The sequence below is a fragment of the Saccharothrix hoggarensis genome, assembly GCF_052936025.1.
Genome location: NZ_CP193624.1, coordinates 954405 through 976093 on the forward strand (window position 1 = coordinate 954405; position 21689 = coordinate 976093).

The 21689-nt window shown below is 73.3% G+C and carries 21 protein-coding genes and 1 other RNA gene; 19 read left to right on the forward strand and 3 right to left on the reverse strand.

Translation table 11 applies throughout. From position 1 onward, the window contains the following. Nucleotides 1–23: 23 nt before the first annotated feature. The 6 genes from ACRAKH_RS04730 to ACRAKH_RS04755 all read left to right on the forward strand — a co-directional run bounded on the left by ACRAKH_RS04730 (nt 24) and on the right by ACRAKH_RS04755 (nt 6037). Complete coding sequence (locus tag ACRAKH_RS04730; RefSeq protein ID WP_380730455.1) at nt 24–509, forward strand: hypothetical protein; 486 nt, start codon at nt 24–26, stop codon at nt 507–509. Between the two features lie 365 nt (nt 510–874). Continuing rightward, on the forward strand, nt 875–1891 hold the full coding sequence (locus tag ACRAKH_RS04735; protein ID WP_380730457.1) for a polyprenyl synthetase family protein: 1017 nt from the start codon (nt 875–877) through the stop codon (nt 1889–1891). 40 nt (nt 1892–1931) lie between these two features. Next, the gene (cobC, locus tag ACRAKH_RS04740; RefSeq protein WP_447009655.1) at nt 1932–2975 is read left to right on the forward strand and encodes an Rv2231c family pyridoxal phosphate-dependent protein CobC; all 1044 of its coding nucleotides are present in this window, start codon (nt 1932–1934) and stop codon (nt 2973–2975) included. A 14-nt stretch (nt 2976–2989) separates the two neighbouring features. Further along, nucleotides 2990–4123 carry a Nif3-like dinuclear metal center hexameric protein gene (locus ACRAKH_RS04745; RefSeq protein WP_447009951.1) on the forward strand — a complete coding sequence of 378 codons (1134 nt, stop codon included), beginning with the start codon at nt 2990–2992 and terminating at the stop codon, nt 4121–4123. Between the two features lie 10 nt (nt 4124–4133). Beyond that, nucleotides 4134–4871: a zinc ribbon domain-containing protein gene (locus ACRAKH_RS04750; protein WP_380728209.1), complete on the forward strand. Its 738-nt coding sequence runs from the start codon at nt 4134–4136 to the stop codon at nt 4869–4871. Then, nucleotides 4868–6037 (forward strand): bifunctional RNase H/acid phosphatase, encoded by a 1170-nt coding sequence (locus tag ACRAKH_RS04755; protein ID WP_380728207.1) that lies wholly within the window; start codon nt 4868–4870, stop codon nt 6035–6037. The genes ACRAKH_RS04750 and ACRAKH_RS04755 overlap by 4 nt, the downstream gene beginning before the upstream one ends. A 78-nt stretch (nt 6038–6115) precedes the next feature. Here ACRAKH_RS04755 and ACRAKH_RS04760 read toward each other — a convergent pair whose 3' ends face one another. Next, on the reverse strand, nt 6116–6673 hold the full coding sequence (locus ACRAKH_RS04760; protein WP_380728205.1) for an NAD(P)H-dependent oxidoreductase: 558 nt from the start codon (nt 6671–6673) through the stop codon (nt 6116–6118). 222 nt (nt 6674–6895) lie between these two features. Between ACRAKH_RS04760 and rnpB the strand changes: the two genes are divergently transcribed. Together rnpB and ACRAKH_RS04770 are read left to right on the forward strand one after the other, a co-directional pair. Then, nucleotides 6896–7292, forward strand: an RNA gene (gene rnpB / locus ACRAKH_RS04765) — RNase P RNA component class A. 165 nt (nt 7293–7457) lie between these two features. Continuing rightward, entirely contained in the window at nt 7458–9080 is a 1623-nt protein-coding gene (locus ACRAKH_RS04770) for a DUF6345 domain-containing protein (RefSeq protein ID WP_380728203.1), read from the forward strand. A 70-nt stretch (nt 9081–9150) separates the two neighbouring features. Here the strand turns inward: ACRAKH_RS04770 and ACRAKH_RS04775 are convergent, their stop codons facing one another. Further along, nucleotides 9151–9495 (reverse strand): hypothetical protein, encoded by a 345-nt coding sequence (locus ACRAKH_RS04775; protein WP_380728201.1) that lies wholly within the window; start codon nt 9493–9495, stop codon nt 9151–9153. Nucleotides 9496–9877: 382 nt separating this feature from the next. Between ACRAKH_RS04775 and ACRAKH_RS04780 the strand changes: the two genes are divergently transcribed. The 11 genes from ACRAKH_RS04780 to ACRAKH_RS04830 are packed head-to-tail and all read left to right on the forward strand — an operon-like array spanning nt 9878 to nt 20688. Further along, complete coding sequence (locus tag ACRAKH_RS04780) at nt 9878–10156, forward strand: hypothetical protein (RefSeq protein ID WP_077008017.1); 279 nt, start codon at nt 9878–9880, stop codon at nt 10154–10156. A 3-nt stretch (nt 10157–10159) separates the two neighbouring features. Further along, a complete protein-coding gene (locus ACRAKH_RS04785; protein WP_380728199.1) occupies nt 10160–10633 on the forward strand; it encodes a hypothetical protein in 474 nt (157 codons plus the stop codon). Nucleotides 10634–10658: 25 nt separating this feature from the next. After that, nucleotides 10659–13469 (forward strand): ATP-binding protein, encoded by a 2811-nt coding sequence (locus tag ACRAKH_RS04790; RefSeq protein ID WP_380728197.1) that lies wholly within the window; start codon nt 10659–10661, stop codon nt 13467–13469. Beyond that, nucleotides 13466–15397, forward strand: coding sequence for a hypothetical protein (locus ACRAKH_RS04795; protein WP_447009656.1), 1932 nt, complete (start codon nt 13466–13468; stop codon nt 15395–15397). Before ACRAKH_RS04790 ends, ACRAKH_RS04795 begins: the two co-directional genes overlap by 4 nt. Continuing rightward, nucleotides 15397–16005, forward strand: a complete 609-nt coding sequence (locus ACRAKH_RS04800; protein WP_380724631.1) for a hypothetical protein — start codon at nt 15397–15399, stop codon at nt 16003–16005. The genes ACRAKH_RS04795 and ACRAKH_RS04800 overlap by 1 nt, the downstream gene beginning before the upstream one ends. 1 nt (nt 16006) lies before the next feature. Next, nucleotides 16007–17008: a C40 family peptidase gene (locus ACRAKH_RS04805; protein ID WP_380724632.1), complete on the forward strand. Its 1002-nt coding sequence runs from the start codon at nt 16007–16009 to the stop codon at nt 17006–17008. Nucleotides 17009–17020: 12 nt separating this feature from the next. After that, on the forward strand, nt 17021–17593 hold the full coding sequence (locus tag ACRAKH_RS04810) for a hypothetical protein (RefSeq protein WP_380724633.1): 573 nt from the start codon (nt 17021–17023) through the stop codon (nt 17591–17593). Nucleotides 17594–17624: 31 nt separating this feature from the next. After that, nucleotides 17625–17813 (forward strand): hypothetical protein, encoded by a 189-nt coding sequence (locus tag ACRAKH_RS04815; RefSeq protein WP_380724634.1) that lies wholly within the window; start codon nt 17625–17627, stop codon nt 17811–17813. A gap of 21 nt (nt 17814–17834) precedes the next feature. Then, nucleotides 17835–19241, forward strand: coding sequence for an RNB domain-containing ribonuclease (locus tag ACRAKH_RS04820; protein ID WP_380724635.1), 1407 nt, complete (start codon nt 17835–17837; stop codon nt 19239–19241). A gap of 26 nt (nt 19242–19267) precedes the next feature. Then, nucleotides 19268–19936 (forward strand): NADPH-dependent F420 reductase, encoded by a 669-nt coding sequence (gene npdG / locus ACRAKH_RS04825; RefSeq protein WP_380724636.1) that lies wholly within the window; start codon nt 19268–19270, stop codon nt 19934–19936. After that, nucleotides 19936–20688 carry a helical backbone metal receptor gene (locus tag ACRAKH_RS04830; RefSeq protein WP_380724637.1) on the forward strand — a complete coding sequence of 251 codons (753 nt, stop codon included), beginning with the start codon at nt 19936–19938 and terminating at the stop codon, nt 20686–20688. Before npdG ends, ACRAKH_RS04830 begins: the two co-directional genes overlap by 1 nt. Here ACRAKH_RS04830 and pip read toward each other — a convergent pair. Then, nucleotides 20678–21619, reverse strand: a complete 942-nt coding sequence (gene pip / locus ACRAKH_RS04835; protein WP_380724638.1) for a prolyl aminopeptidase — start codon at nt 21617–21619, stop codon at nt 20678–20680. The genes ACRAKH_RS04830 and pip overlap by 11 nt on opposite strands. Nucleotides 21620–21689 lie beyond the last annotated feature (70 nt).

A 21689-nucleotide genomic window follows, 5' to 3' on the forward strand; every position in this document is an offset into this window, starting at 1 on the left:
GCCGGTCCTCGTCGGGGGTTCGGGTGTCCGGTGTCTTGGTGGGTGTCGTCGTGCTGCTCGTCGCCTCGGCGGCGGTGGGCCTGGTGGTCGGCGGGGCGGTGGCGCTGCGCCGTCGGTCGTGGCCGGAGACGCCCGCGTTCGCGCGGCCCCGGCCGGTGACGTCGCCCGGCGGGCCGGAGCCCGACCCGAACGCCGGGTTCTTCACCGACCGGGGCCCGCTGTTCCGGAAAAGGCATTTCTTCGTCGGGACGGGGTGCCCGCCGGTGCTCGTCACCGATTTCTCGTCACTCGATGTGTCGCGTCGGGAACAGCCCGTGCGCATTGCCCGGCACGGCATTCGCGCGTGGTGGTGGTTCGAGGACGAGTTCTACCGCGAGGCGGCCGGCCTGCGGGCGGACGACGTGCTCGCCTGGGTGCGTGAGCGGGAGCGGAGGCGTCGGGCGGGCCAGGAGCGGGCCCGGTTCCTGTCCGCCGCCGAGGAAAGCCTCCGCAAGCGCGAGAACGGGTAACGAACGGACCCGAAATTCCGACGCAGAACGAGGGGGGAGAATGAGAACATGGGGGGAGAATGTGTCGGGAAGGAATGTGAATGACTCGCACAAGTGACGTGAAGGGCGACGGGCCGTGATCGAGCCATCGCTGTGCCGGTCCGCCAGGTGCGAGATGCCCTCGCTCGCGCACCTGGTCCTGAGCATCGCGCTGGTCTTCTTCGCGGTCGCCGTCTCCGTGGTGTAGGCCGTCGCACGCCTGGGCGGCCGCGGACCGGTCCGCCGGTCCGCGGTTCGCCCCGGCGCAGCCCGACGGGGGTTCGGCGAACCGCACCCAGTTCGATGATCTCAGCGGCCTCTCAGGTATGACGCGGGACGATCACCGCGTGTCCACCGTGAAGCCGTCCACCGTGCCGATCATGCCGACCATGCCGGCGCTCGCCCGGGCGCTGCCGAAGGTCGAGGACGAGATCCGGGCCCTGGCGACCTCGTCGTCCCTGCCGATCGTGAACACCTTCGCCGGTCGCATCACCGCCGCCGGCGGCAAGCGCCTCCGGTCGGTGCTGATCCTGGCCGGCTCGCTGGCCGTCTCGGGGAGGATCACCGACCAGGCCGTCACCGCCGCCGCGTGCGTCGAGCTGCTGCACGCCGGGTCCCTGGTGCACGACGACCTCATGGACAACGCGCAGGAGCGCCGCGGCGTGCGCACCGTCAACGCCGACTGGGGCATGGGCCCCGCCGTGCTGGTCGGCGACTTCATGCTGGCCCGCGCGAGCCAGGCCGCGCTGGACCGCATCTCGCCGTTCGCCGCGAGCAGGCTCGCCCAGGCCGTCACCGACCTGGTCGAGGGCCAGGTGCTGGAGGTGCTGGACCTCTACGACCCGCTGCGCACCAAGGAGAACGCCCGCCGGTCCGTCGAGCTGAAGACCGGCGCGCTGTTCGAGGTGGGCTGCGTGCTGGCCGCGCACTGCGCCGACGCGGACGAGGCGACCACCGCCGACATGGCCCGGTTCGGCGCCCTGTTCGGCCTGATGTTCCAGGTCCTCGACGACCTGCTGGACCTGGCGTCCACGTCCGAGCGGCTGGGCAAGCCCGTCGGCAACGACATCCGCCAGGGCGTCTACACGCTGCCGCTGCTCGGCGCGCTGACTGCGGACCAGCGCACGCTCCTCGCCAACCGGGGCCGCGAGCTGACCGACGCCGAGCTGACCCGGCTGCTGGCCGAGCTGCGTGAGACGAGCCTGGTCGCCGACACCTTCGCCCACTGCACGTCCCTGGCGGCGCAGGCGGTGCGCGCGCTGCCGGACCTCGCGGGCTCGTCGTCGGCGGACCCGGAGGCGCTGGGCATCCTGCGCGAGCTTCCGGGCGCGTACCTGGACTGGGCGGCGTCCCAAATCGACTAGCGCGGAACCGGCCCGGCGCAGATCGCCTAGACTCGCGGCGATGACCAGCCAGGATCCCGGCCGGGCGCTGCTGCGCCACCACGGGGACGTCGACGCCGCGCCCGGACTCGCGGACTTCGCGGTGAACGTGCGGATGCCCGCGCCGCCGGCGTGGCTGCGCGACCGGCTGGCCGCCGCGCTCGACTCGCTCGGCTCCTACCCGAGCGCCGCCGCCGACGAGCGCGCCCGCGCGGCCGTCGCCGCCCGGCACGGCCGCTCGCCCGACGAGGTGCTGGTCCTCAACGGCGCGGCCGAGGGCTTCGCGCTGCTGCCGAACCTGCACCCGTGCCTGGCCGCCGTGGTGCACCCGTCGTTCACCGAGCCCGAGGTGGCGCTGCGGGACGCGGGCGTGCCCGTGCACCGGGTGCAGCTGTGGCCGGAGGACGACTACGCGCTGCGGCCCGACCTGGTGCCGGACGAGGCCGACCTGGTGGTGCTGGGCAACCCGACCAACCCGACGTCCGTGCTGCACCCGGCGGAGGCCGTCGCGGCGCTGAGCCGGCCGGGCCGCGTGCTGCTGGTGGACGAGGCGTTCGCCGACACCGTCCCCGGCGAGCCGGAGTCGCTCGCGGGCCGCGCCGACCTGCCCGGCCTGCTGGTGCTGCGCAGCCTCACCAAGACGTGGGGCCTGGCCGGCCTGCGCGCGGGCTACCTGCTCGGCGCGCCGGAGCTGCTGGCCCGGCTGGCGCTGCCCCGTCCGCAGTGGCCGGTGGGCAGCCTGGTGCTGGAGGCCGTCACGGCGTGCTGCGAGCCATCGGCCGTGGCCGAGGCCGAGGCGGCGGCGCGGGAGGCGCGGGAGCACACCGCGCACGCCGTCGACCTGCTCGGCGACCTGGTGGTCGTGCCGCCGGACGCGCCGTTCGTGCTGCTGCGCGTGCCGGACGGGGAACGGGTGCGCGAGGCGTTGCGGGACAAGGGGGTCGCGGTGCGGCGGGGCGACACGTTCCCCGGCCTGACCCCGGACCACCTGCGCGTCGCCGTGCGCGCGCCGGAGGAGTTCGCGGTGCTGGTGGACGCCCTGCGAGTCGTGCTGGAGGACCGGTGACCGGGACGCCGACGCTGGGGGACGTGCTGGCCGCGCTGGAGGCCGCCTACCCGCCCGCGACCGCCGAGGCGTGGGACGCCGTGGGCCTCGTCTGCGGCGACCGCGCCGAACCCGTGTCCAGGGTGCTGTTCTGCGTCGACCCGGTCGAGTCCACAGTGGACGAGGCGCTGGAGGTGGGCGCGCAGCTCCTGGTGGCGCACCACCCGCTGATGCTGCGCGGCGTCACGGGCGTGCCGGCGGACGACCCGAAGGGCGCGCTGGTGCACCGGCTCATCCGGTCCGGTGTCGCCCTCTACACCGCGCACACCAACGCCGACGCGGCCAACCCCGGCGTCTCGGACGCCCTGGCCGAGGCGATCGGCCTGCACGTCACCGGCCCGCTCACGCCCGCGCCCGCCCGTCCGCTCGACGTGCTGACCACGTACGTGCCGGTGGACCGGGCCCAGCGGGTCCTGGACGCGCTGCACGCCGCCGGCGCGGGCACCCTCGGCGACTACGACACCGTGGCGTGGACCGTCGACGGCACCGGCCAGTTCCGGCCGCTGACCGGCGCGAACCCGGCCGTGGGCGAGGTCGGGCGGCTGGAGCGGCTGCCGGAGACCCGCGTCGAGGTCGTGCTCGACCGGCGCCGCCGCGCCGACGTGGTGGCCGCCCTGCGCGCCGCGCACCCGTACGAGGAAGTCGCGTTCAACCTCAACGAGGTCGCCGACCTGCCGTCGGACACCGGCATCGGCCGGATCGGCGAGCTGGACCGGCCCGAACCGCTGCGCGAGTTCGCCCGGCGCGTCGCCGACGCCCTGCCCGCCACGGCGTGGGGCGTGCGCGCGGCGGGCGACCCGGACCGGCCGATCCGCCGGGTCGCGGTGTGCGGCGGCGCGGGCGACAGCTACCTGTCCGCGGCGACCCGCGCGGGCGTCGACGCCTACGTCACCGCGGACCTGCGCCACCACCCGGCGGGCGAGCACGTCGCCGCGGGCGGGCCGGCGCTGGTCGACGTGGCGCACTGGGCGAGCGAGCAGCCGTGGTGCGGGCAGGCGGCCGGCGTCGTGCGCACCGCGTTCGGCGGTACGGTCGAGGTCCTCGTCTCGACCCGCCGGACCGATCCCTGGACCGTCGGCGTGACGGGCCGAACAGGAGCACCCAATTGAGAGGCACACAGTGAAGGCTGATCCCGCCGTGCAGCGCAGGCTGCTCGACCTCGCCCAGGTCGACGCCGAGCTGTCGCGCGTCCTGCACCGACGCCGGACGCTGCCCGAGATCGCGGAGATCGCCGAGGCGGAGAAGCAGTTCCGCGCCAAGCAGGACGCCCTGACGACGATCGAGACGACGCTCGGCGACCTGAACCGCGAGGTCAAGCGGCAGGAGACCGAGATCGACCAGGTCCGCGCCCGCGAGGAGCGCGACCGCAAGCTGCTCCAGGCGGGCTCGGTCGGCGCGAAGCAGCTCACCGACCTCGAGCACGAGCTGGCCACCCTCGGCCGCCGCCGCGGCGCGCTGGAGGACGACCTGCTGGAGCTGATGGAACGCCGCGAGGCCGTCGAGGCCGACATCCAGCACGCACGGGTAGCGCTGGACAAGGCGCAGGAGGCGCTGGCCGACGCGGCGCGCCGCCGGGACGCCGCGCTGGCCGACCTGGAGTCGACCGAGGCCAAGCGCACCGCCGAGCGCAAGCTCCTGATCGGCCAGTTCCCCGAGCCGCTGCTGGCGCTGTACGAGCGGGTGCGCACGCACAAGGGCATCGGCGCGTCGCTGCTCCGGTCCCGTCGCTGCGGCGCGTGCCGCATCGAGTTGGACCGCAACGCGTTCGCCAAGGTCAAGGAGTCCCCGGCGGACGAGGTCATCCAGTGCGAGGAGTGCGGCGCGATCATGGTGCGGACCGGGGAATCCGGGCTGTGAAGGTCGTCGTCGAGGCCGACGGCGGCTCGCGGGGCAACCCCGGGCCCGCCGGGTACGGCGCCGTCGTGCTCGACGAGTCGGGCGCGGTGCTGGCCGAACGGGCCGCGGGCCTCGGCGTCACCACCAACAACGTCGCCGAGTACCAGGGCCTGATCGCCGGGCTGCGGGCGGCGGTGGAGGTCGGCGCGTCCGTCGTGGACGTGCGGATGGACTCCAAGCTCGTGGTCGAGCAGATGTCCGGCCGGTGGAAGGTCAAGCACCCGGCCATGCAGCCGCTGGTCGCGCAGGCCCGCGAGCTGGCGCGCGCGTTCGACCGGGTGGGCTACGAGTGGATCCCGCGCGAGCGCAACCAGCGCGCCGACCGGCTGGCGAACCGGGCGATGGACGACCAGGCGGGCGTCGAGCGCACCCGCGAAGGACGTGCCGAAGGACGTGCCGAAGTAGGACGCGCCGAAGGCGGACGTCCGCCGAAGGACGCGCCGGCCCCGTCCGAGCCGCAGCAGCCGGACGCGGCGGCGACCCAGTCACCGACGTCGTGGACCGGCGCGGTGGGCGAGCCGACCCGCCTGTACCTGCTGCGGCACGGGCAGACCGAGCTGTCGGTGGCCCGCCGGTACTCCGGGTGCGGCAACCCGCCGCTGACCGACGTCGGCCGCGAGCAGGCCGAGGCCGCGGCACGGCGGCTGGCGAAGGTCGAGGGCCTGGCGGCCGTCGTGTCGTCGCCGCTGGGGCGCGCCCAGGAGACGGCACGGGCCGTCGCCGCCGCCACCGGGGCCGAGCTGAGCACGCACGACGACCTGATCGAGACGGACTTCGGCACGTGGGAAGGGCTCACGTTCACCGAGGCCGCCGAGCGCGACCCGGAGGTGCACCGGCGGTGGCTCGGCGACCCGTCCGTGCCCGCGCCGGGCGGCGAGAGCTTCGAGCAGGTGCACCGGCGGGTGCGGCGGGCGCGCGACGCGATCATCTCCCGCTTCGGCGGCGCGGACGTCGTCGTGGTCAGCCACGTGACGCCGATCAAGTGCCTGCTGCGGATGGCGCTGGACGTCGGGCCGTCGCTGCTGTTCCGGCTGCACCTCGACCTCGCGTCGCTGTCGGTGGTCGAGTTCTACCCCGACGGGCTCGCCTCCGTGCGGCTGGTCAACGACACCTCCCACCTCGCCTGACCGGGAGCCCGGACCCGGCACGGCCGGGAATGGGCCGTGCCGGGAACGGGCCGGCCGCCAACGGTCAGCCGGCAACGGTCAGCCGGCCGGGCGCAGCCGGTGGCGCTCACGCCGGAACCGCGCTTCCTCGACGGCGATCGTGAACCGGTCCACCGCGCCGCGAATCGCTTCGGCGGCTTTCGGCGCGATGGTCCCGCCGGCGATGTCCGGGTCGAGCACGAATTCACCGCGCAGCACCGTGTCCGCGCCTTTCCCGGCGAGCAGCGGGTTCAACGCGTAGTCCATCGCGACCAGGAAGCCCTGGCTGCCGCCGGTCGCCAGCGGCAGGATCACCCGGCCGCGCAGCGCCTTCTTCGGCAGCAGGTCCAGCAGCGCCTTGACGAGGCCGCTGTAGGCAGCCCGGTACACGGGGCTGGCGACCACGATGCCGTCCGCGCGCAGGACGGCCGCGACCGCGTCACCGATCTCCGGGTCGTGCAGGTCCTCGGTGAGCAGCGACAACGTGGGCAGCCGGCGGACGTGCAGGGTGCGCACCGCGTGCCCGGCCTCGCGGAGCAGCGCGTCGACGTGGGTGACGACGACACCGGTGCGGGAGGTCGGCGACGGGCCGCCGGAAATGAGCAGAATGGAGGACATGGAACGCTGACACCTTTCGAAGAAAAGGCTCGGTGTGCGAGGTAAAAGCGTCAGCGACAACAGATCGCGGCGGCGGTGCGGCCGAAGTCGACGTGCCGGCGGCGGGTGAGTCCCCCGATTCCTGCCATGCGTCCGAGTAGAACAGCAAGACCACATCGCGACAAGGTTCACCGGCCCTGGTTCCACTGCCTGGGAACTCGCCGGTATCCTGGTGAACGCGGATGAGTCGGCAGGGCGGCCGCGTCGACGGATCACTCCGTCGCCGAGGAAAGTCCGGACTCCACAGGGCAGGGTGGTTGTCAACGGCAACCAGGGGCGACCCTCGGGACAGTGCCACAGAGAACAGACCGCCTCGGCGCGAGCCGGGGTAAGGGTGAAACGGTGGTGTAAGAGACCACCAGCGTCCCCGGTGACGGGAACGGCTAGGTAAACCCCACCCGGAGCAAGGCCAAGAGGGTGCCTCCGGGCACCTGCGCAGGCGATCGAGGGCGGCCCGCCCGATGCCTGCGGGTAGGCCGCAGGAGCCTGTCGGCAACGGCAGGCCGAGATGGATGGCCGCCGAACGGGACCGCCGCGAGGCGCCCGGGAACAGAATCCGGCTTACATGCCGGCTCATCCGCACCCTCCCGGCCCGCGACACGGGTCCGCCTGTACATCCTTTGCGCGCCAACGGTGTTACAGCAATGACGCCGTTCGAGTGGTTCCCGGTATCACCGCGGCCCGGCGCGCTTCCTCCTCGCAGACCGCGGGTCCTGCCCCGCGGTACCACGAGGAGGGGAACTCCATGTCAACCACGAGAAGGCGGGCCACCACCTGGCTCGCACTGGCCGGCCTGACCGGCGCGGTCGCGATCACCGGCGCCACGGCCACCGCGTCGGCCACCGGCACGTCGGCCGCGGCGGAACTGCCCGTGTACGGGGTCCGGTCCGCCGGGCTCACCCCCGACCAGGCCGCCGCGCTGCAGCGGGCGTTCGGGCTCGAGGACGTCCACCTCGCCGAGGACGGCTCCGTGTCGTTCGCGGACGAGGCGACCTACCTGCACGTGCCCGGCCTCGACCGGGGCGCGGGCAAGCCCGACGAGGACGGCTCCGAGACCACGCTGACCTCGCTCGACGTCGACGCCCTCAGCCGGCTGCGGGCCATCCCCGTCGAGGACGCCACCGGCAAGGCGCTCGAAACCCTGCGCGGCGCGGGCCTGCTGCCCGCCAACGCCACGCCGACGGCCGCGCACACCACGTTCGAGGTCGTCGGCGCGGACACCAAGCCCGTGCTCTCGGCCCCGCTCGACACCGCCGTGTCGTTCGCCTTCACGCTCGACGGCGTGCCGCTGGAGGGCCCCGGCGCGAAGCTCCGGGTCGCGTTCGACGGGCAGGGCGCCGTGTCCGGGCTGACCTACAGCACCCGCGAGGTGGTCGAGGTCGGCCGCGTTCCGGTGCTGACGCTGGACGAGGGCCGCGAGCGCTGCGCGAAGGTGCTCGGCGCGAGCGTCCGGCCGACCGGGGTGTCGTACGTGTACGAGGCCCCGCCGCTGTCGGAGAAGGTCGACCGGCTCGACCCCGGTTTCCGGTGCGACGGCGTGAACAGCGACGGCGCGGCGGTCCAGGCCGTCATCGTCGGCGCGGCCGTGGACGCCCGGCTGCCGCAGCCGGGCCCGGTGGACCCGCCGCGCGAGGAGGGCTCGCTCGCCCCGCAGTGGACCAACCGGATCGACGTCGGCAGCGAGGGCACGGGACCGTGCTCCGGCCTGCCGTGGACGGCGAACAACCTGTCGACGTTCAACAACCGGTTCACCGCCGCCGGCGTGCCGGTGCAGTTCAGCTGGGTCAACCACAACGCCTGGGAGCGCGACTTCAAGGACCCGGTGTTCCCCGGCGGCCAGGACCACCTCTACGCCGACGACGTCGACATGACCTACTGGCAGGGCCACGGCTCGCCGACCGGCTTCTCGTTCGCCGGGTGCAGCAGCAACACCGACACGTTCCTGTCCAAGGACGAGGCGCGCTGGGGCAACAAGGACGTCGAGTGGATGAGCCTGTTCACCTGCTCGATCCTGCAGGCCTCGTCGGGCGGTCAGAGCTGGGCGGCGCGCTGGGGCAAGGCGTTCCGCGGGCTGCACCAGATCAACAGCTTCGACACCGTCTCGTACCACAGCGCCGTGCACGGCGGGAAGTTCGCGAACTACCTGGTGCGGCAGCCGTTCCTGTGGTGGAACAAGCCGATGAAGGTCCGCGACGCGTGGGCGCAGGCGTCGATCGACACCCAGCCGGCGTCCGTGCGGTGGGCGACGATGGGCCCGATCGGCGGCGGTGGCCTCGCCAACTTCGACGACTACTTCTGGAACAAGGGCCCGGTCGGCCCCGACACCCTGCCGACCGGCGGCTACTGGCGGATCTCCGGCACCAGCTGATCCGCCGCGCGTGACGGGGAGGTCCCTTCCGGACTGGGGGTTCGGGAGGGGCCTCTCCGCGCGTCGCGGGCTACCCGCGGCGGGCGGGTCGGCCGGGCGGCATCCGGAACACCGGGCGGAACGCCCGGCCGCCGTTGTAGCGGCGCTCCAGCTCGGCCACGTAGGCCGCGACGGCCGGGTTCACGATGTCCGCGAGGCTCCGCACGCCGGCCTCCGCCTCGTACGCCGCCAGGTAGGTGGCCGCCGCCCGCGCCCGCTCCAGCACGTCCTGGTCGAAGTTGACGGTCCGCTGCACCCGCCGCCCGGTTTGCCGGTCGTCACCGGTAACCTGATCACCGTCCGAGACGGCCACGGAGACGGTGATTTCGTTCACTCCGGTGGCTGGTTCGGGCACGGCCTCGGGCGGCTGGGTCATCGGCGAGCCTCCTCGGCGTCGTCACTCGGTGATGCGGACCGTTCGGGCCCTCCCGTTCGGCCGGACGGGCTACTGGGGAAGACCGGCGGGCAGAGGGCTGGAGGTCGTGCACACTGTGCGTGACCAGGGGGTTCGCAGTCGGGTGAACTATCTCAGCAATCGGGAGAATCCGGGGACGTCGGTTCTCCACCGGCTCGCCCCCAACCATGATGTCTGTGGTCAGATTAGACGTAATCGACTGCCAGGGGAACGGTTATTGATCTACGCACCGCTAGCCGTCCGATACACCTCGTGACGAAGACGTGTTCTACTCGATAGCGCACCAACCGGACGGGCACCCCTCGGCCCGCCCGGCGAAGTCCTGCGTACTCAGGAGTACGAGATGACCGCCATGACCCTGGTAACACTCGCCCAGCAGCAGCCGCCCGCCCTGGGCACAGGCGGGGTGCGCCAGTGGATCCTCGACAACCTCGTCCCCCTGCTCCTGCTCACCGTGGCGCTCCTGCTGCTGTGGCTGGGCGGCGGCAAGGGAGACAACGCGGGTGTCATGCGCCGCCTCGGCGGCGTCATCATCGCGTTGGCGATCATCGGACTGGCCGTGACCACGAACGCCGGCGCGAACATCGGCTCGTGGATCGCGGGCCTCTTCACCGGCGGGTGACCCTTGCGGGTACGCACTGACGACGAGGTCTACCGGGTCGACGCCGTCTGGCTCGGCCCGCCCAAGGCAACCTTCCCGTGGCGTGCGCGGTACGTCGCGTGGGGTGTCGGCATCGTGGTGTTCCTGCTGGTCACCGCGGTCCAGCGGCAGATCGGCTTCGGTTTCGACGTCATCAACACCGGCTGGGGCTTCGTCATCACGATCGCCCTGACCCGGTTCATCTGCTCGCGGATCAGCCACGAGCGCCCGCTCTCGTCGGTCCTGACGATGTGGGTGCGCGAGCTGACCGCGCCGCGCGAGACGACGTCGGGCCGGGGCGGCGCGGCCAGCGCCGCGCGCATCCGGGTCACCCCGCAACGCCCCCGCAAACGTCACCCCAGGGGGGCGAAACGCGCGAGCGCCTCCACCCGATCCCAGCACCGCAGGCAGCAAGACCGCCGTCAGAAGGAGGTGCGCGGTGTTCGGACGCCGGCGTGACCGTGACCGACGCTCCGCCGCACACGTGGCCCAGCACGCCGCCGCGGCGCGCGACGACCGCAAGGTCTACAGCAAGCGCGGCCGCCGCCTGCCCGGTGAGCAGGCCGTGCCGAGCTACACCCCGTCGATCGCCGCGCGCAGCATCGACGGCCACCTGCTGCGCACCGGCCAGGAGGTCTACGCCTGGTACCGGCTCGCGCCGCAGCGCTGGTCGTTCCGGTCGGACTCGCAGCGCCAGGACCTGATCGCCGCCATCGCGGGCCAGTACGCCGAGCTCCAGGGCCGCTGGATGCACCTGCGCGTGACGAACCGGCCGTACCCGATCCGGATGTGGGCCGAGGCGCACGTGCACAACGCCGTGCGCCGGCTGCCCGACACGCCCGGGACGCTGAGCTTCGACGACTACATGGTCGGCGAGCAGCAGCAGCTCATGGGCCGGTCGATGGCGGAGAAGGAGGTCTACCTCGGCGTCCAGGTGCAGACCCGCAACATGATGGACCGCGCGGTCGAGCGCGCGGCCCCCGTGCTGCGCAAGGTCTTCCCGGACGCCGTGGACGCCGAGCTGGTCGCCATCGAGTCCGAGATCGACCACCTCGACCAGGTGATCGGCTCCGCCGGCCTCGAAGGCCGCCCGGCCACGGCCGAGGAGATGTCCTGGCTGATGCACCGGTCGTGCTCGCTGGGCCTGCCCGCGCCGCGCAACCTGCCCGCCGTGCCGGGCGCGCCGTGGGAGCCGGAGGACCTGGCCAGCTTCACCGACGCGGCCGACTTCCACCAGGAGCCCTACGCCCCGACGGTCACCGTCCGCGGCCGCACGGGCTCGAACGCGGGCATCAAGCGGCACGTCGCCGTGCTCACCGTGGGCCTGATGCACGGTCTGCAGATCCCCGAGGTCGACGACCCGTGGGTGCAGCGGTCCGACCGGCTGCCCGCCGCGGTGGAGTGGTCGGCCCGCATCTACGTGCGGCGTCCCGAAGAGGTCTCCGGCGAGCTGCAGCGCCAGATGAGCAAGGTTCGCTCGCAGGTGCGGCACTACACCGACGAGCACGAGCTGGACCCGCCGCAGTCGTTGGCGCGCCAGGCGTCCCGGGTGCTGGAGATCGACGACGAGATGACGTCGGGCTTCACCGCCCTCGGCACGCGGGTCCGCAGCTGGTGGCGGCTCGCCGTCTCCGGCCCGACCGAGCGCGAGGCGCTGCGCCTCGCCCAGGGGCTGCTCGACCTCTACAAGCCGAAGGTGGCGATCGAGCACCCCGAGGCGCAGTACGCGATCGCCCGCGAGTTCATCCCCGGCGAGCCGCTGTCGTCGTCGGCGTACCTGCGGCGCGGTTCGGTGCTGTGGGCGGCGAGCGCCGTCCCCACCGCCACCGCCGAGGTCGGCGACCGGCGCGGCATCCTGCTGGGCGAGACGGTGACCGCGACCCGCCGCCCGGTGGCGTGGGACCCGTGGATGGCGCAGGAGCTGCGCGACTCGTCCGGCCTGACCGCCATGGTCGCGGGGCTGGGCGCGGGCAAGTCGTTCCTCGGCGGCGGCATCGTCTACAAGACGCTGCGCGCCGGCGCGCACTGGACGCTGCTCGACCCGTCCGGGCCGCTGGCCGCGCTGTGCGAGCTGCCCGAGCTGAAGCCGTACGCGCGGCCGATCAACCTGCTCAACGCCCAGGCGGGCATCCTCAACCCGTACCGCGTGGTGGCCGAGCCCCAGCTCGACCACTTCATGGACGAGGAGGACCCGGAGCGGGCGTGGCGGCGGGAACGCGCGCTGGCCGCGGCCACCCGTCGCCGCCTCGTGCTGGACGTGCTGTCGGGCCTGCTGCCGTACGAGGTGGCCCGGCTCCCGCAGACCCGGATCGTGCTGCTGCGCGCGGTCCGCACGGTCGGCGGCCGGCCGGACGCGCACCCCGGCATGGTGTTCGAGGCGCTGCGGCGGGACGCGAGCGAGCACCACGAGCACGCCGTCGTCGTCGCCGACTTCCTCGACGAGATGCGGGAGCGCATGTCGCTGCTCATCCCCGAGCAGGACGCCGACCCGTACAACGAGCAGCGCGACGACCGGCTGACCGTGCTCACGATGGCGGGCCTGAACCTGCCTAAGGACGGCACGGGCCGCGAGCACTGGACGGACGCGGAGGCGCTCGGCGTGGAGATGCTGAACCTCGCCGCGTGGCTCACCCAGCGGTCGATCTACGAGCGGCCGAAGGACCTCCGCAAGGGTGTCTGGATCGACGAGGCGTTCTTCCTGTCCGAGGTGCCGACGGGCCGCGTGCTGATGAACCGCTTCGCCCGCGACTCCCGCAAGTGGAACGTCCGGGTGCTGCTGTCGTCGCAGATCCCGGCGGACTTCCTGAAGATCCAGGGCTTCGTGACGCTGCTCGACTCGGTGTTCGTCGGCCGGCTGGACGACGACCAGGCGCAGGCGGACGCGCTGCGGCTGCTGAAGGTGCCGGTCGGCGCGGGCTACGAGCAGGTCGTGGCGTCGCTGGGCCGTCGTCCCGGCGGCGTCCGCACGAACGTCGAGCGCGACCGCGCGCCGCGCCAGTTCATCTTCGGCGACGGCGCGGGCGGCGTGGAGCGCATCCGGATCGACTTCTCCGGACCGCACCTGGAACACCTGCGCAACTCGCTCGACACCACCCCGGACGCGCTGCGCGAGGGGCCCGAGCCGGCCGAGGTCGAGGTCTCGTCGCCGCAGGACCCGTTCGCGTACGTGGAGCACCAGGACGAGTACGACGACGAGTTGGCCGCCGACCTCGAAGTCGGCCTGGCCGACGAGCTGGTCGACTCGGCACACGGCGAGGGAGGAAACCGCCGACCGGGCCGGGAGGGCGCGGCATGAGCACCCTCCTGCTGGTGGCGTTGATCGCCGTCGCGCTCTACGCGCGACGGCGTTTCAGACGGGCTCAGGAAGACGCGGCGGCGCACGGCGGGACGGCCCGCGCGCGGTGGCGGGCGATGGCCGTGGTGGTGGCGATCGTCGGCCTGCAGGTCGTCATCGGCGCCACGCCGGCGCAGGCCGCGCCGTGCGGTGAGGCGCCGAACCCGGAACGGCCCGGCTCGGGCATGGTCGGCGCGGTCGACCCGCCGATCGGCAACGGCCTGCCGGACACGCCGTACCTGACCTACGGGTACGCGGGCATGGTGTGGCACACGTACCAGGAGAAGTGCCTGGTGCCCAACGCCACGCCGGTGCTGGACACGTGGATGGGCAACGAGCTGTTCAACGTCGGCAAGAACATCGTCGGCGCGACGAACGCCCTGCACTACACGGTGGTGGGCCAGGGCCTGCTCCAGCCGCTCGACGAGGCGGTGAAGGACGGCGTCCAGAAGGTTTACGACAACGTCTACCTGCGCTGGTTCGGCCTGGTGGCGCTGATCCTCGCGGTGCTGATGTTCCGCCAGATCTGGCAGGGCGACCTGGCGTCGATCAGCAAGCGGGGGCTGTGGGCGCTGGCCGCGATGTGGCTGGCGACGTCGACGCTGGCGCTGCCCCAGTTCTACGACCTGCTCGACAACACGCTGGTCACCAGGACGTCGGAGATCCAGGCGGGCTTCATCGACGTGGACGAGAACCAGGACAACCTGGACGTGCTGCCGTCGCGGCTGCACGACTCCGTCGTCTACCAGAGCTGGCTGCGCGGCGAGTTCGGCGCGCCCGAGGCGCCGCAGGCCGCCGAGTTCGGCCCGAGGCTGCTGGCCGCGCAGGCGTGGACGGTGCAGGAGCTGGGCGAGCACAAGGACGGCGACCAGGCCGCGCTCGACGCCAAGAAGGCCGAGTACAAGAACATCTACGCGCAGCTCGGCCCGACGAAGGGCTACTTCAGCGGCGAGGACGGCGGCCGGACCGGCGCCGGGTTCCTGTCGCTGCTGCAGGCCGTCGCGTTCTCGCTGTTCCAGCTGTTCGCCAAGGCCGCCGTGCTGCTGGCCCAGCTGCTGCTGCGCGTGCTCACGCTGGCCGGGCCGCTCATCGGCCTCGTCGCGCTGATCCACCACGACCTGCTGCGCAAGGTCGCCCGCGCCGCCGCCGTGACGGTGTTCCACGTGCTGGTGCTCGCGGTGCTGGCGGGCGCGCACGCGGTGCTCCTCCAGGCGATCTTCAACGCGACCGGCCTGTCGCTGCTGACGAGAACCCTGCTCGGGCTGATGCTCACCCTGGTGTGCTTCATGGTCGGCAAACCGCTGCGCCGGATGTGGCAGATGGTCGAGACGTCCGTCGGCGCCGCGAGCAACGTGCTGCCGATGCGCGGCGGCGTCCTGTCCCGGCTGCGCAAGAAGCAGGAGGGCCCCTCGCCGCAGGAGGAGTTCTGGGACACCATCCGCGACACCGACCCGGACGGCCCCGAGGTGCCGCAGCGGGACCGGCGGCGGGTGCGGCCCGAGGCGGCCAACCCGGTCGTCGCGACCTCGCAGCGGCTCGACCGCGCCGGCAACAGCGTGGGCGAGCTGAGCCCCGGGTCCGGCGGCGGCGGCCGGGAGGCGCTGCCCGCCGGCGCGCACGGGGGTCCGGCGGCGCTGCCGTCCGGGCGGTCCCGCGTCGTGGACGCGCCGCCGCTGGCCGACCGGAACTACGACCGGGCGGACGACGCCGTGCTGGTGCCGTCCCGGACCAACGGGTACGGCGCCGGCGGGTACGCCGCGGCTTCCGGCCGGGTCGCCGACACGTCGGCCGTGCCGGGCCCGCGCCGCGCGGAGACGGAAGTCGTGGCGGGGCGGCAGGTCCACGTGATCTACCGGCCGTCACGCGGGCTCGAGGTCAGGGACAGCTGATGCCGATTCGAACCAACCGCGGCCGCACGGCCGTGTACCGACGCCTGTGGGGCTGGCCGCTGCGCTCGCCCCGGCACCTCGTCGCGAGCGTCGTCGGCGTGGTGGTCGTGGTGACGACGATCAGCGTGGTGATCCCGAACGCGGTCGCGCCGCGCAAGACCGGGAACCAGGCGGGCACGTCGAGCACCGCGCCGACCGGCACCGGCGGCGGCAACCAGATCGGCGTGCTGCCGTCCGTCACGTCGACACCGCTGCCGACGAAGGCGCCGAGCCCGACGCCGGCGGCGCCGTCGGCTCCCGTCAACGCGAACGCGCAGCTGCGCGCCGACGCGTGGGTGGACGCCTTCAGCCGCTTCGAACCGGGCAAGACCACGAAGGAGCAGTGGCTCGCCGGGTTGGAGGAGCACACGTCCGACGAGATGTTCCCCCGGTTGGCGTCGGTCGATCCGGCGAACGTGCCCGTCGTGATCGACCAGCCGGTCCGGCCGGTCAAGTCATCCACCGATTCGGCGGAGTTCGAGGCACAGCTGGAAGAGGGCAAGCTGATCGTCACCGTGGCGAAGTTGCCCGAGGGGTGGGTCGTGACCGAGTGGACCAAGGTGGGGTGACATGCTGAAGATCGGGTTGGTGGTGGTCGCGGTCGTCGCCGTGGTCGCCGTGACCGTGACCAACGGCGTGTCGACCGTGATCAACGAGAACACCCCGTCGGAGGAAGCCGCCGGCATCCGCATGGCGAGCTGCAACGCCTCGATCGGCCCGTGGTCGGGCGGGGGCGAGGACAAGGGGCGCGCCGACGCGGAGCGGCTCACGCCCGAGCAGCTCACCACGGTCGCCAACATCATCTCCATCGGCCGCCAGCGCGGCCTGCCGCCGCTGGCGTGGCAGATCGCCATCCAGGCGGGCATGACGGAGTCCGGCCTGCGCAGCCTCGACTACGGCGACCGCGACTCGCTGGGCATCTTCCAGATGCGGCCGTCGATGGGCTGGGGCACGCCCGAAGAGGTGACGAACCCCGACTACGCGATCCGCAAGTTCTACGACGTGCTGCTGAAGCTCCCGAACTGGGAGGAGCAGCGGCCCGGCGACTCGGCCCAGGACGTCGAGCGGTCGGCGTTCCCGGACCGGTACCACCGGTGGGAGGCCATGGCCGCCTTCCTGATCAGCAAGGAAGGCGACGTCACCGACCCGGCCGGGTGCGGCGAGGGCGCCGGCGAGTACCTGCTCGCGTCGAACGCGGCGGCGACCGCGATCGAGTTCACCAAGGACCAGCTCGGCGAGGAGTACCTGTGGGGCGGCAACGGCCCCGACCGCTGGGACTGCTCCGGCATCCTGGTCAAGGCGTTCGCCGCGGCCGGCGTGAAGATCCCGCGGGTGGCGAACGACCAGTACCTGTCCGGCGGCGCGTACCTGCCCGTGCGGGAGGCCAAGGCCGGTGACCTGATCTTCTGGGCCACCAACCCGGCCGACCCGATCACGGTCCACCACGTGGGGATGTACCTGGGCAACGACGAGTACATCCACGCGCCGCAGACCGGTGACGTGGTGAAGATCAGCAAGATCAACTGGAACTACCACGAGTTGATGCCGCTGGCCGTCCGGCCGGGCGTGTAGGGAGGCACGACGGTGTTCAACCACGAACCCATCCAGCGGCACGCCGGGCCGCCCGCGTCGAGCACGCCGACGCGGGACTACCTCAACACCCGGCCGCCCGGCACCGACCAGTCGTACGCGGTGCTGCCGCGGTCGCTGGTCGAGGCGATGCCGCTGCCGTGGCAGCAGCAGATGGCGCACCTGCTGGCCGACTTCCACCGCACGTTCGCGCACCTCGACTGGCCGGTGTACCGGGTCGTGCCGTCGCGGGTGGAGCGGTTGGTCGACCTCGACGAGGACCAGCTGGCCGAGGTCGGCGCGATCGCCGAGATCGACTCGGACGGCGAGCTCGTGTACCGGGACCGCAGCGGCGCGCTGATCACCGACCCGGAGCAGAAGACGGTGCTGGTGTCGGTGCTCGACCCGATCCCGGGCGACTTCGCCAACGCCAACCAGAACACGCCGCCGCGGGGCTTCCCGCAGCCGCCGGTGGTGCCGCCGCCGTCGTACCCCCAGTCGGGCCCGCTGCCGGTGCAGGCGCCCCCGGGCCCGCCGCTGCAGGCGCCGCCCGTGCAGGCGCCGCCGTCACCCAGGTGGCCAACATGACATGCGCCCCCACGCATGGAAACCTGGGTGCATGGCTTCTGACCCGAACGCTTGGTACTACTGCCTGACCCACCGGACGGTCGAGCACGGCGTGGGCTGCCGGGGCGGGGACCGGATGGGCCCCTACCCGGACGAGGCCACCGCGCAGCACGCGCTGGACCTGGCGCGCGAGCGGACGAAAGCCGAGGACAAGGCCGACAAGGACTGGGGCAGGCGCTGAGGCCGGCTTAGGGTGCAGCCCATGGTGATCCGCACGGGTCGAGCGGACCTGGACTTCGGGGGCGTCCGGGCCGAGTTCGGCCTGCCCGAGGAGTTCCCGGCCGCCGCGCTCGCCGAGGCGCAGGCCGCCGTGTCCGGTGACGTCGGCCTGGCCGGGCGCGAGGACGCCACCGCGCTGCCGTTCGTCACGATCGACCCGCCCGGCGCGAAGGACCTGGACCAGGCGTTGCTGGTCGAACGGGTCGGCGCCGGGTTCCGGGTCCACTACGCGATCGCCGACCTGGGCGCGTTCGTCGTGCCGGACGGCGCGCTGGACGCCGAGGTGCGCAAGCGCGGTCAAACGCTGTACCTGCCCGACGGCAACGTGCCGCTGCACCCGCCGGTGCTGTCGGAGGGCGCGGCGAGCCTGCTGCCGGGGCAGACGCGGCCCGCGGTGCTGTGGACGTTCGAGTGCGGCCCGGACGGCGAGCCGGTCGACGTGCGGGTGCGCCGGGCGGTGGTGCGCTCCACCGCGCAGTTCGACTACGAGGGCGTGCAGGCGACGTTCGACGCGGGCACGCCGCACCCGTCGGTCGAGGCCCTGCCGGACTTCGGCCGGCTGCGCCGCGAGCGCGCGGCCGAGCGCGGCGCCGTCGAGCTGCAGCTCCCCGAGCAGGAGATCGTGCCGAACGGGGACGGCGACTGGAAGCTCGCGGTCCGGCCGCGCGCCGACGTGGACGCCTGGAACGCCGAGGTCTCGCTGCTCACCGGCATGGCGGCGGCGAAGATCATGCTGGAGGCGAAGGTCGGCGTGCTGCGCACCCTGCCCGACGCCGACGACGGCGCGGTGGACGCGCTGCGCCGCTCCGCGCACGCGCTCGGCGTGCCGTGGCCGGACGGCGTGACCCCGTCCCGGCTGCTCGCGGGCCTCGACCCGAGCCGCCCGGAGGCGCTGGCGCTGTTCGTCGACGCCACCCGCCTCCTGCGCGGCGCGGGCTACACGGCGTTCAACGGCGAGGTGCCCGCCATCTCCACCCACGCGGGCCTGGCCGCCCCGTACGCGCACGTGACCGCGCCCCTGCGCCGCCTGGTGGACCGCTTCGCCACCGAGGTGTGCCTGGCCGTGACGGCGGGCGAGCCGGTGCCCGAGTGGCTGACCAAAGCGCTGCCCCTGCTGCCGGGCCTGATGGGCGGGTCGGACGCCCTGGCGGGCAAGGTCGACCGGGCGTGCCTCGACCAGGTCGAGGCGTGGGTGCTGGCAGACCGGGTGGGCCACGAGTTCGACGCCGTGGTCCTGCGTGCCGACTCGAACGGCGCGGACCTGTTCGTCGCCCAGCCGCCCGTGATGGGCCGCTGCACGGGGGACAACCTGCCGGAGGGCGAGCGCATCGCGGTGCGGCTGGTGGAGGCGGACCCGGAACGCCGGAAGGTCGTCTTCGAACCGCTGTGATCAGCGGCGTGTGATGTGATGGCCGGGTGACTGAGATTCGTGAGCTCACCGTCGGCGTCCTCGGCGGTACCGGTGCGCAGGGCAAGGGGTTGGCCCTGCGGTGGGCCAAGGCGGGCCTGAAGGTCGTCATCGGGTCGCGCGACGCGGAACGCGCCGAAGCCGCCGCCGGCGAGGTGCGCGAGCAGGCGGGCGTCGGCCACGTCAGCGGCGCGGACAACCGGGGCTGCGCGGAGCAGGCGGACGTCGTGCTGATCGCCGTGCCGTGGGACGGGCACGCGGACACCGTCGCCTCGCTGCGCGAACCGCTCAAGGGCAAGGTCGTGATCGACTGCGTGAACCCGCTCGGCTTCGACAAGCAGGGCCCGTTCGCGCTCCCCGTGCCGGAGGGCAGCGCCGCCCAGCAGGCCGCCGCGCTCCTGCCGGACTCCCGCGTCACGGCGGCGTTCCACCACGTCTCCGCGGTCAACCTCGCCGACCTGACCATCGAGTCGGTCGACAACGACGTGCTGGTGCTCGGCGACGACCGCGAGGCCACCGACCTCGTCCGCGCGCTGGCCGAGGCGATCCCCGGCTTCCGCGGCGTCTACGGCGGGCGGCTGCGCAACGCCCACCAGGTCGAGGCGTTCACCGCCAACCTCATCGCGATCAACCGCCGGTACAAGGCGCACGCCGGCCTGAAGATCACCGACATCTGATGCTGCCCGTGGACGACCTCGGCGAGCCGGTCCCGCTGCCCGGCCCGCCGGAACGGGTCGTGAGCCTGGTGCCGTCGCTCACCGAGGCGCTGGTCGACTCGGTCGGCCCGGCGGTCCTCGTCGGCGCCACGGACTACTGCACGCACCCGTCCGACCTCGACGTGACCCGAGTGGGTGGTTCGAAGTACCCGAAGGTGGATCGGGTGCTCGCGCTCCGCCCGGACCTCGTGCTGGCCAACAGCGAGGAGAACCGCCCCGAGGACGTCGAACGCCTCCGTGCGGACGGCATCCCGGTGTGGGTGACCGCCGCGCCCGCCACCGTCCCCGCCGCGCTCGGCTCGCTGCGCCGCCTGCTCGGCACGGCGTGGGACGTCGAGCCGGGGTGGCTGGTGGAGGCGGAGAACCTGTGGCGCGACGTCACGCCGCCGTGGACGCGCGCCGTGGTCCCGGTGTGGCGCAAGCCGTGGGTGGTGCTGGGCCGCGACACGTTCGCGGGCGACGTGCTGCTGCGCCTCGGCGTGGTCAACGCCTTCGCCGACCACGCCGAGCGCTACCCGCGGCCGGGCCTCGACGAGCTCCAGGACGCCGAGGTCGTCGTGCTGCCCGACGAGCCGTACCTGTTCACCCCGGACGACGGTCCGCAGTTCTTCCCGGGCCTGCGCCCGGTGCACGTCTCGGGCCGCCACCTCACCTGGTACGGCCCGTCGCTGGTGCGGGCGCGCGCGGTGCTGGAGGCGGCGCTCAGGCCCTGAAGCGGTCGGTCGCCGCCACCAGCGCGCGCAGGGTGCCGGGTTCGTCGAACGCGTGCCCGGCGTCCGGCACCACCACCAGCTCCGAGCCCGGCCACGCCTGGTGCAGCTCCCAGGCGGACGTGGCGGGCGTCGCGACGTCGTACCGGCCCTGCACGATCACGCCGGGGATGCCGGCGAGCCTGCCCGCGTCACGCAGCAGCTGCCCCTCCTCCAGCCACCCGGCGTGGCGGAAGTAGTGGTTCTCGATGCGCGCGAACGCCACGGCGTACCGGGGCCGCGCGAACGACTCCACCAGCTCGGGCCGTTCGAGCAGCGTCACCGTCGACCCCTCCCACACGCTCCACGCCACCGCGGCGGGCTCGTGCACGGCGGGGTCGGGGTCGTTCAGCAGCCGGGCGTACGCCTCGATCACGTCGGCGCCGTCCGGCACGAGCGCCGTCACCCGCTCCCACTGCTCGGGGAACAGGAACCCCGCCCCGCCGCCGTAGTACCAGTCGAGTTCCTTGCGCCGCAACGTGAAGACGCCGCGCAGCACCAGCTCGGTGACCCGGTCCGGGTGCGTCTCGGCGTACGCCAGGGCCAGCGTCGAACCCCACGACCCGCCGAACACCTGCCACCGGTCGACGCCCAGGTGCTCGCGGACCTTCTCCAGGTCCGCCACGAGGTGCCAGGTGGTGTTCGCGGACAGGTCGGCGCCGGGCTCGGCGGCGTGTGGGACGGACCGGCCGCAGCCGCGCTGGTCGATCAGCACGATCCGGTACGCGGCCGGGTCGAACAGCCGCCGGTGCACGGGCGCGCAACCGCCGCCGGGCCCGCCGTGCAGGAACACGACGGGCTTGCCGTACGGGTTGCCGCACACCTCCCAGTAGACGCGGTGGCCGTCGCCGACGTCGAGCAGCCCTTGGTCGTGGGGCTCGGTCTCGGGGTACATGCGACCACTCTGCCGCAGACCGCCGGCGAGTGGATCAGCCCGACCGGGTTCGGCGCGGCCGCGTTCGGGG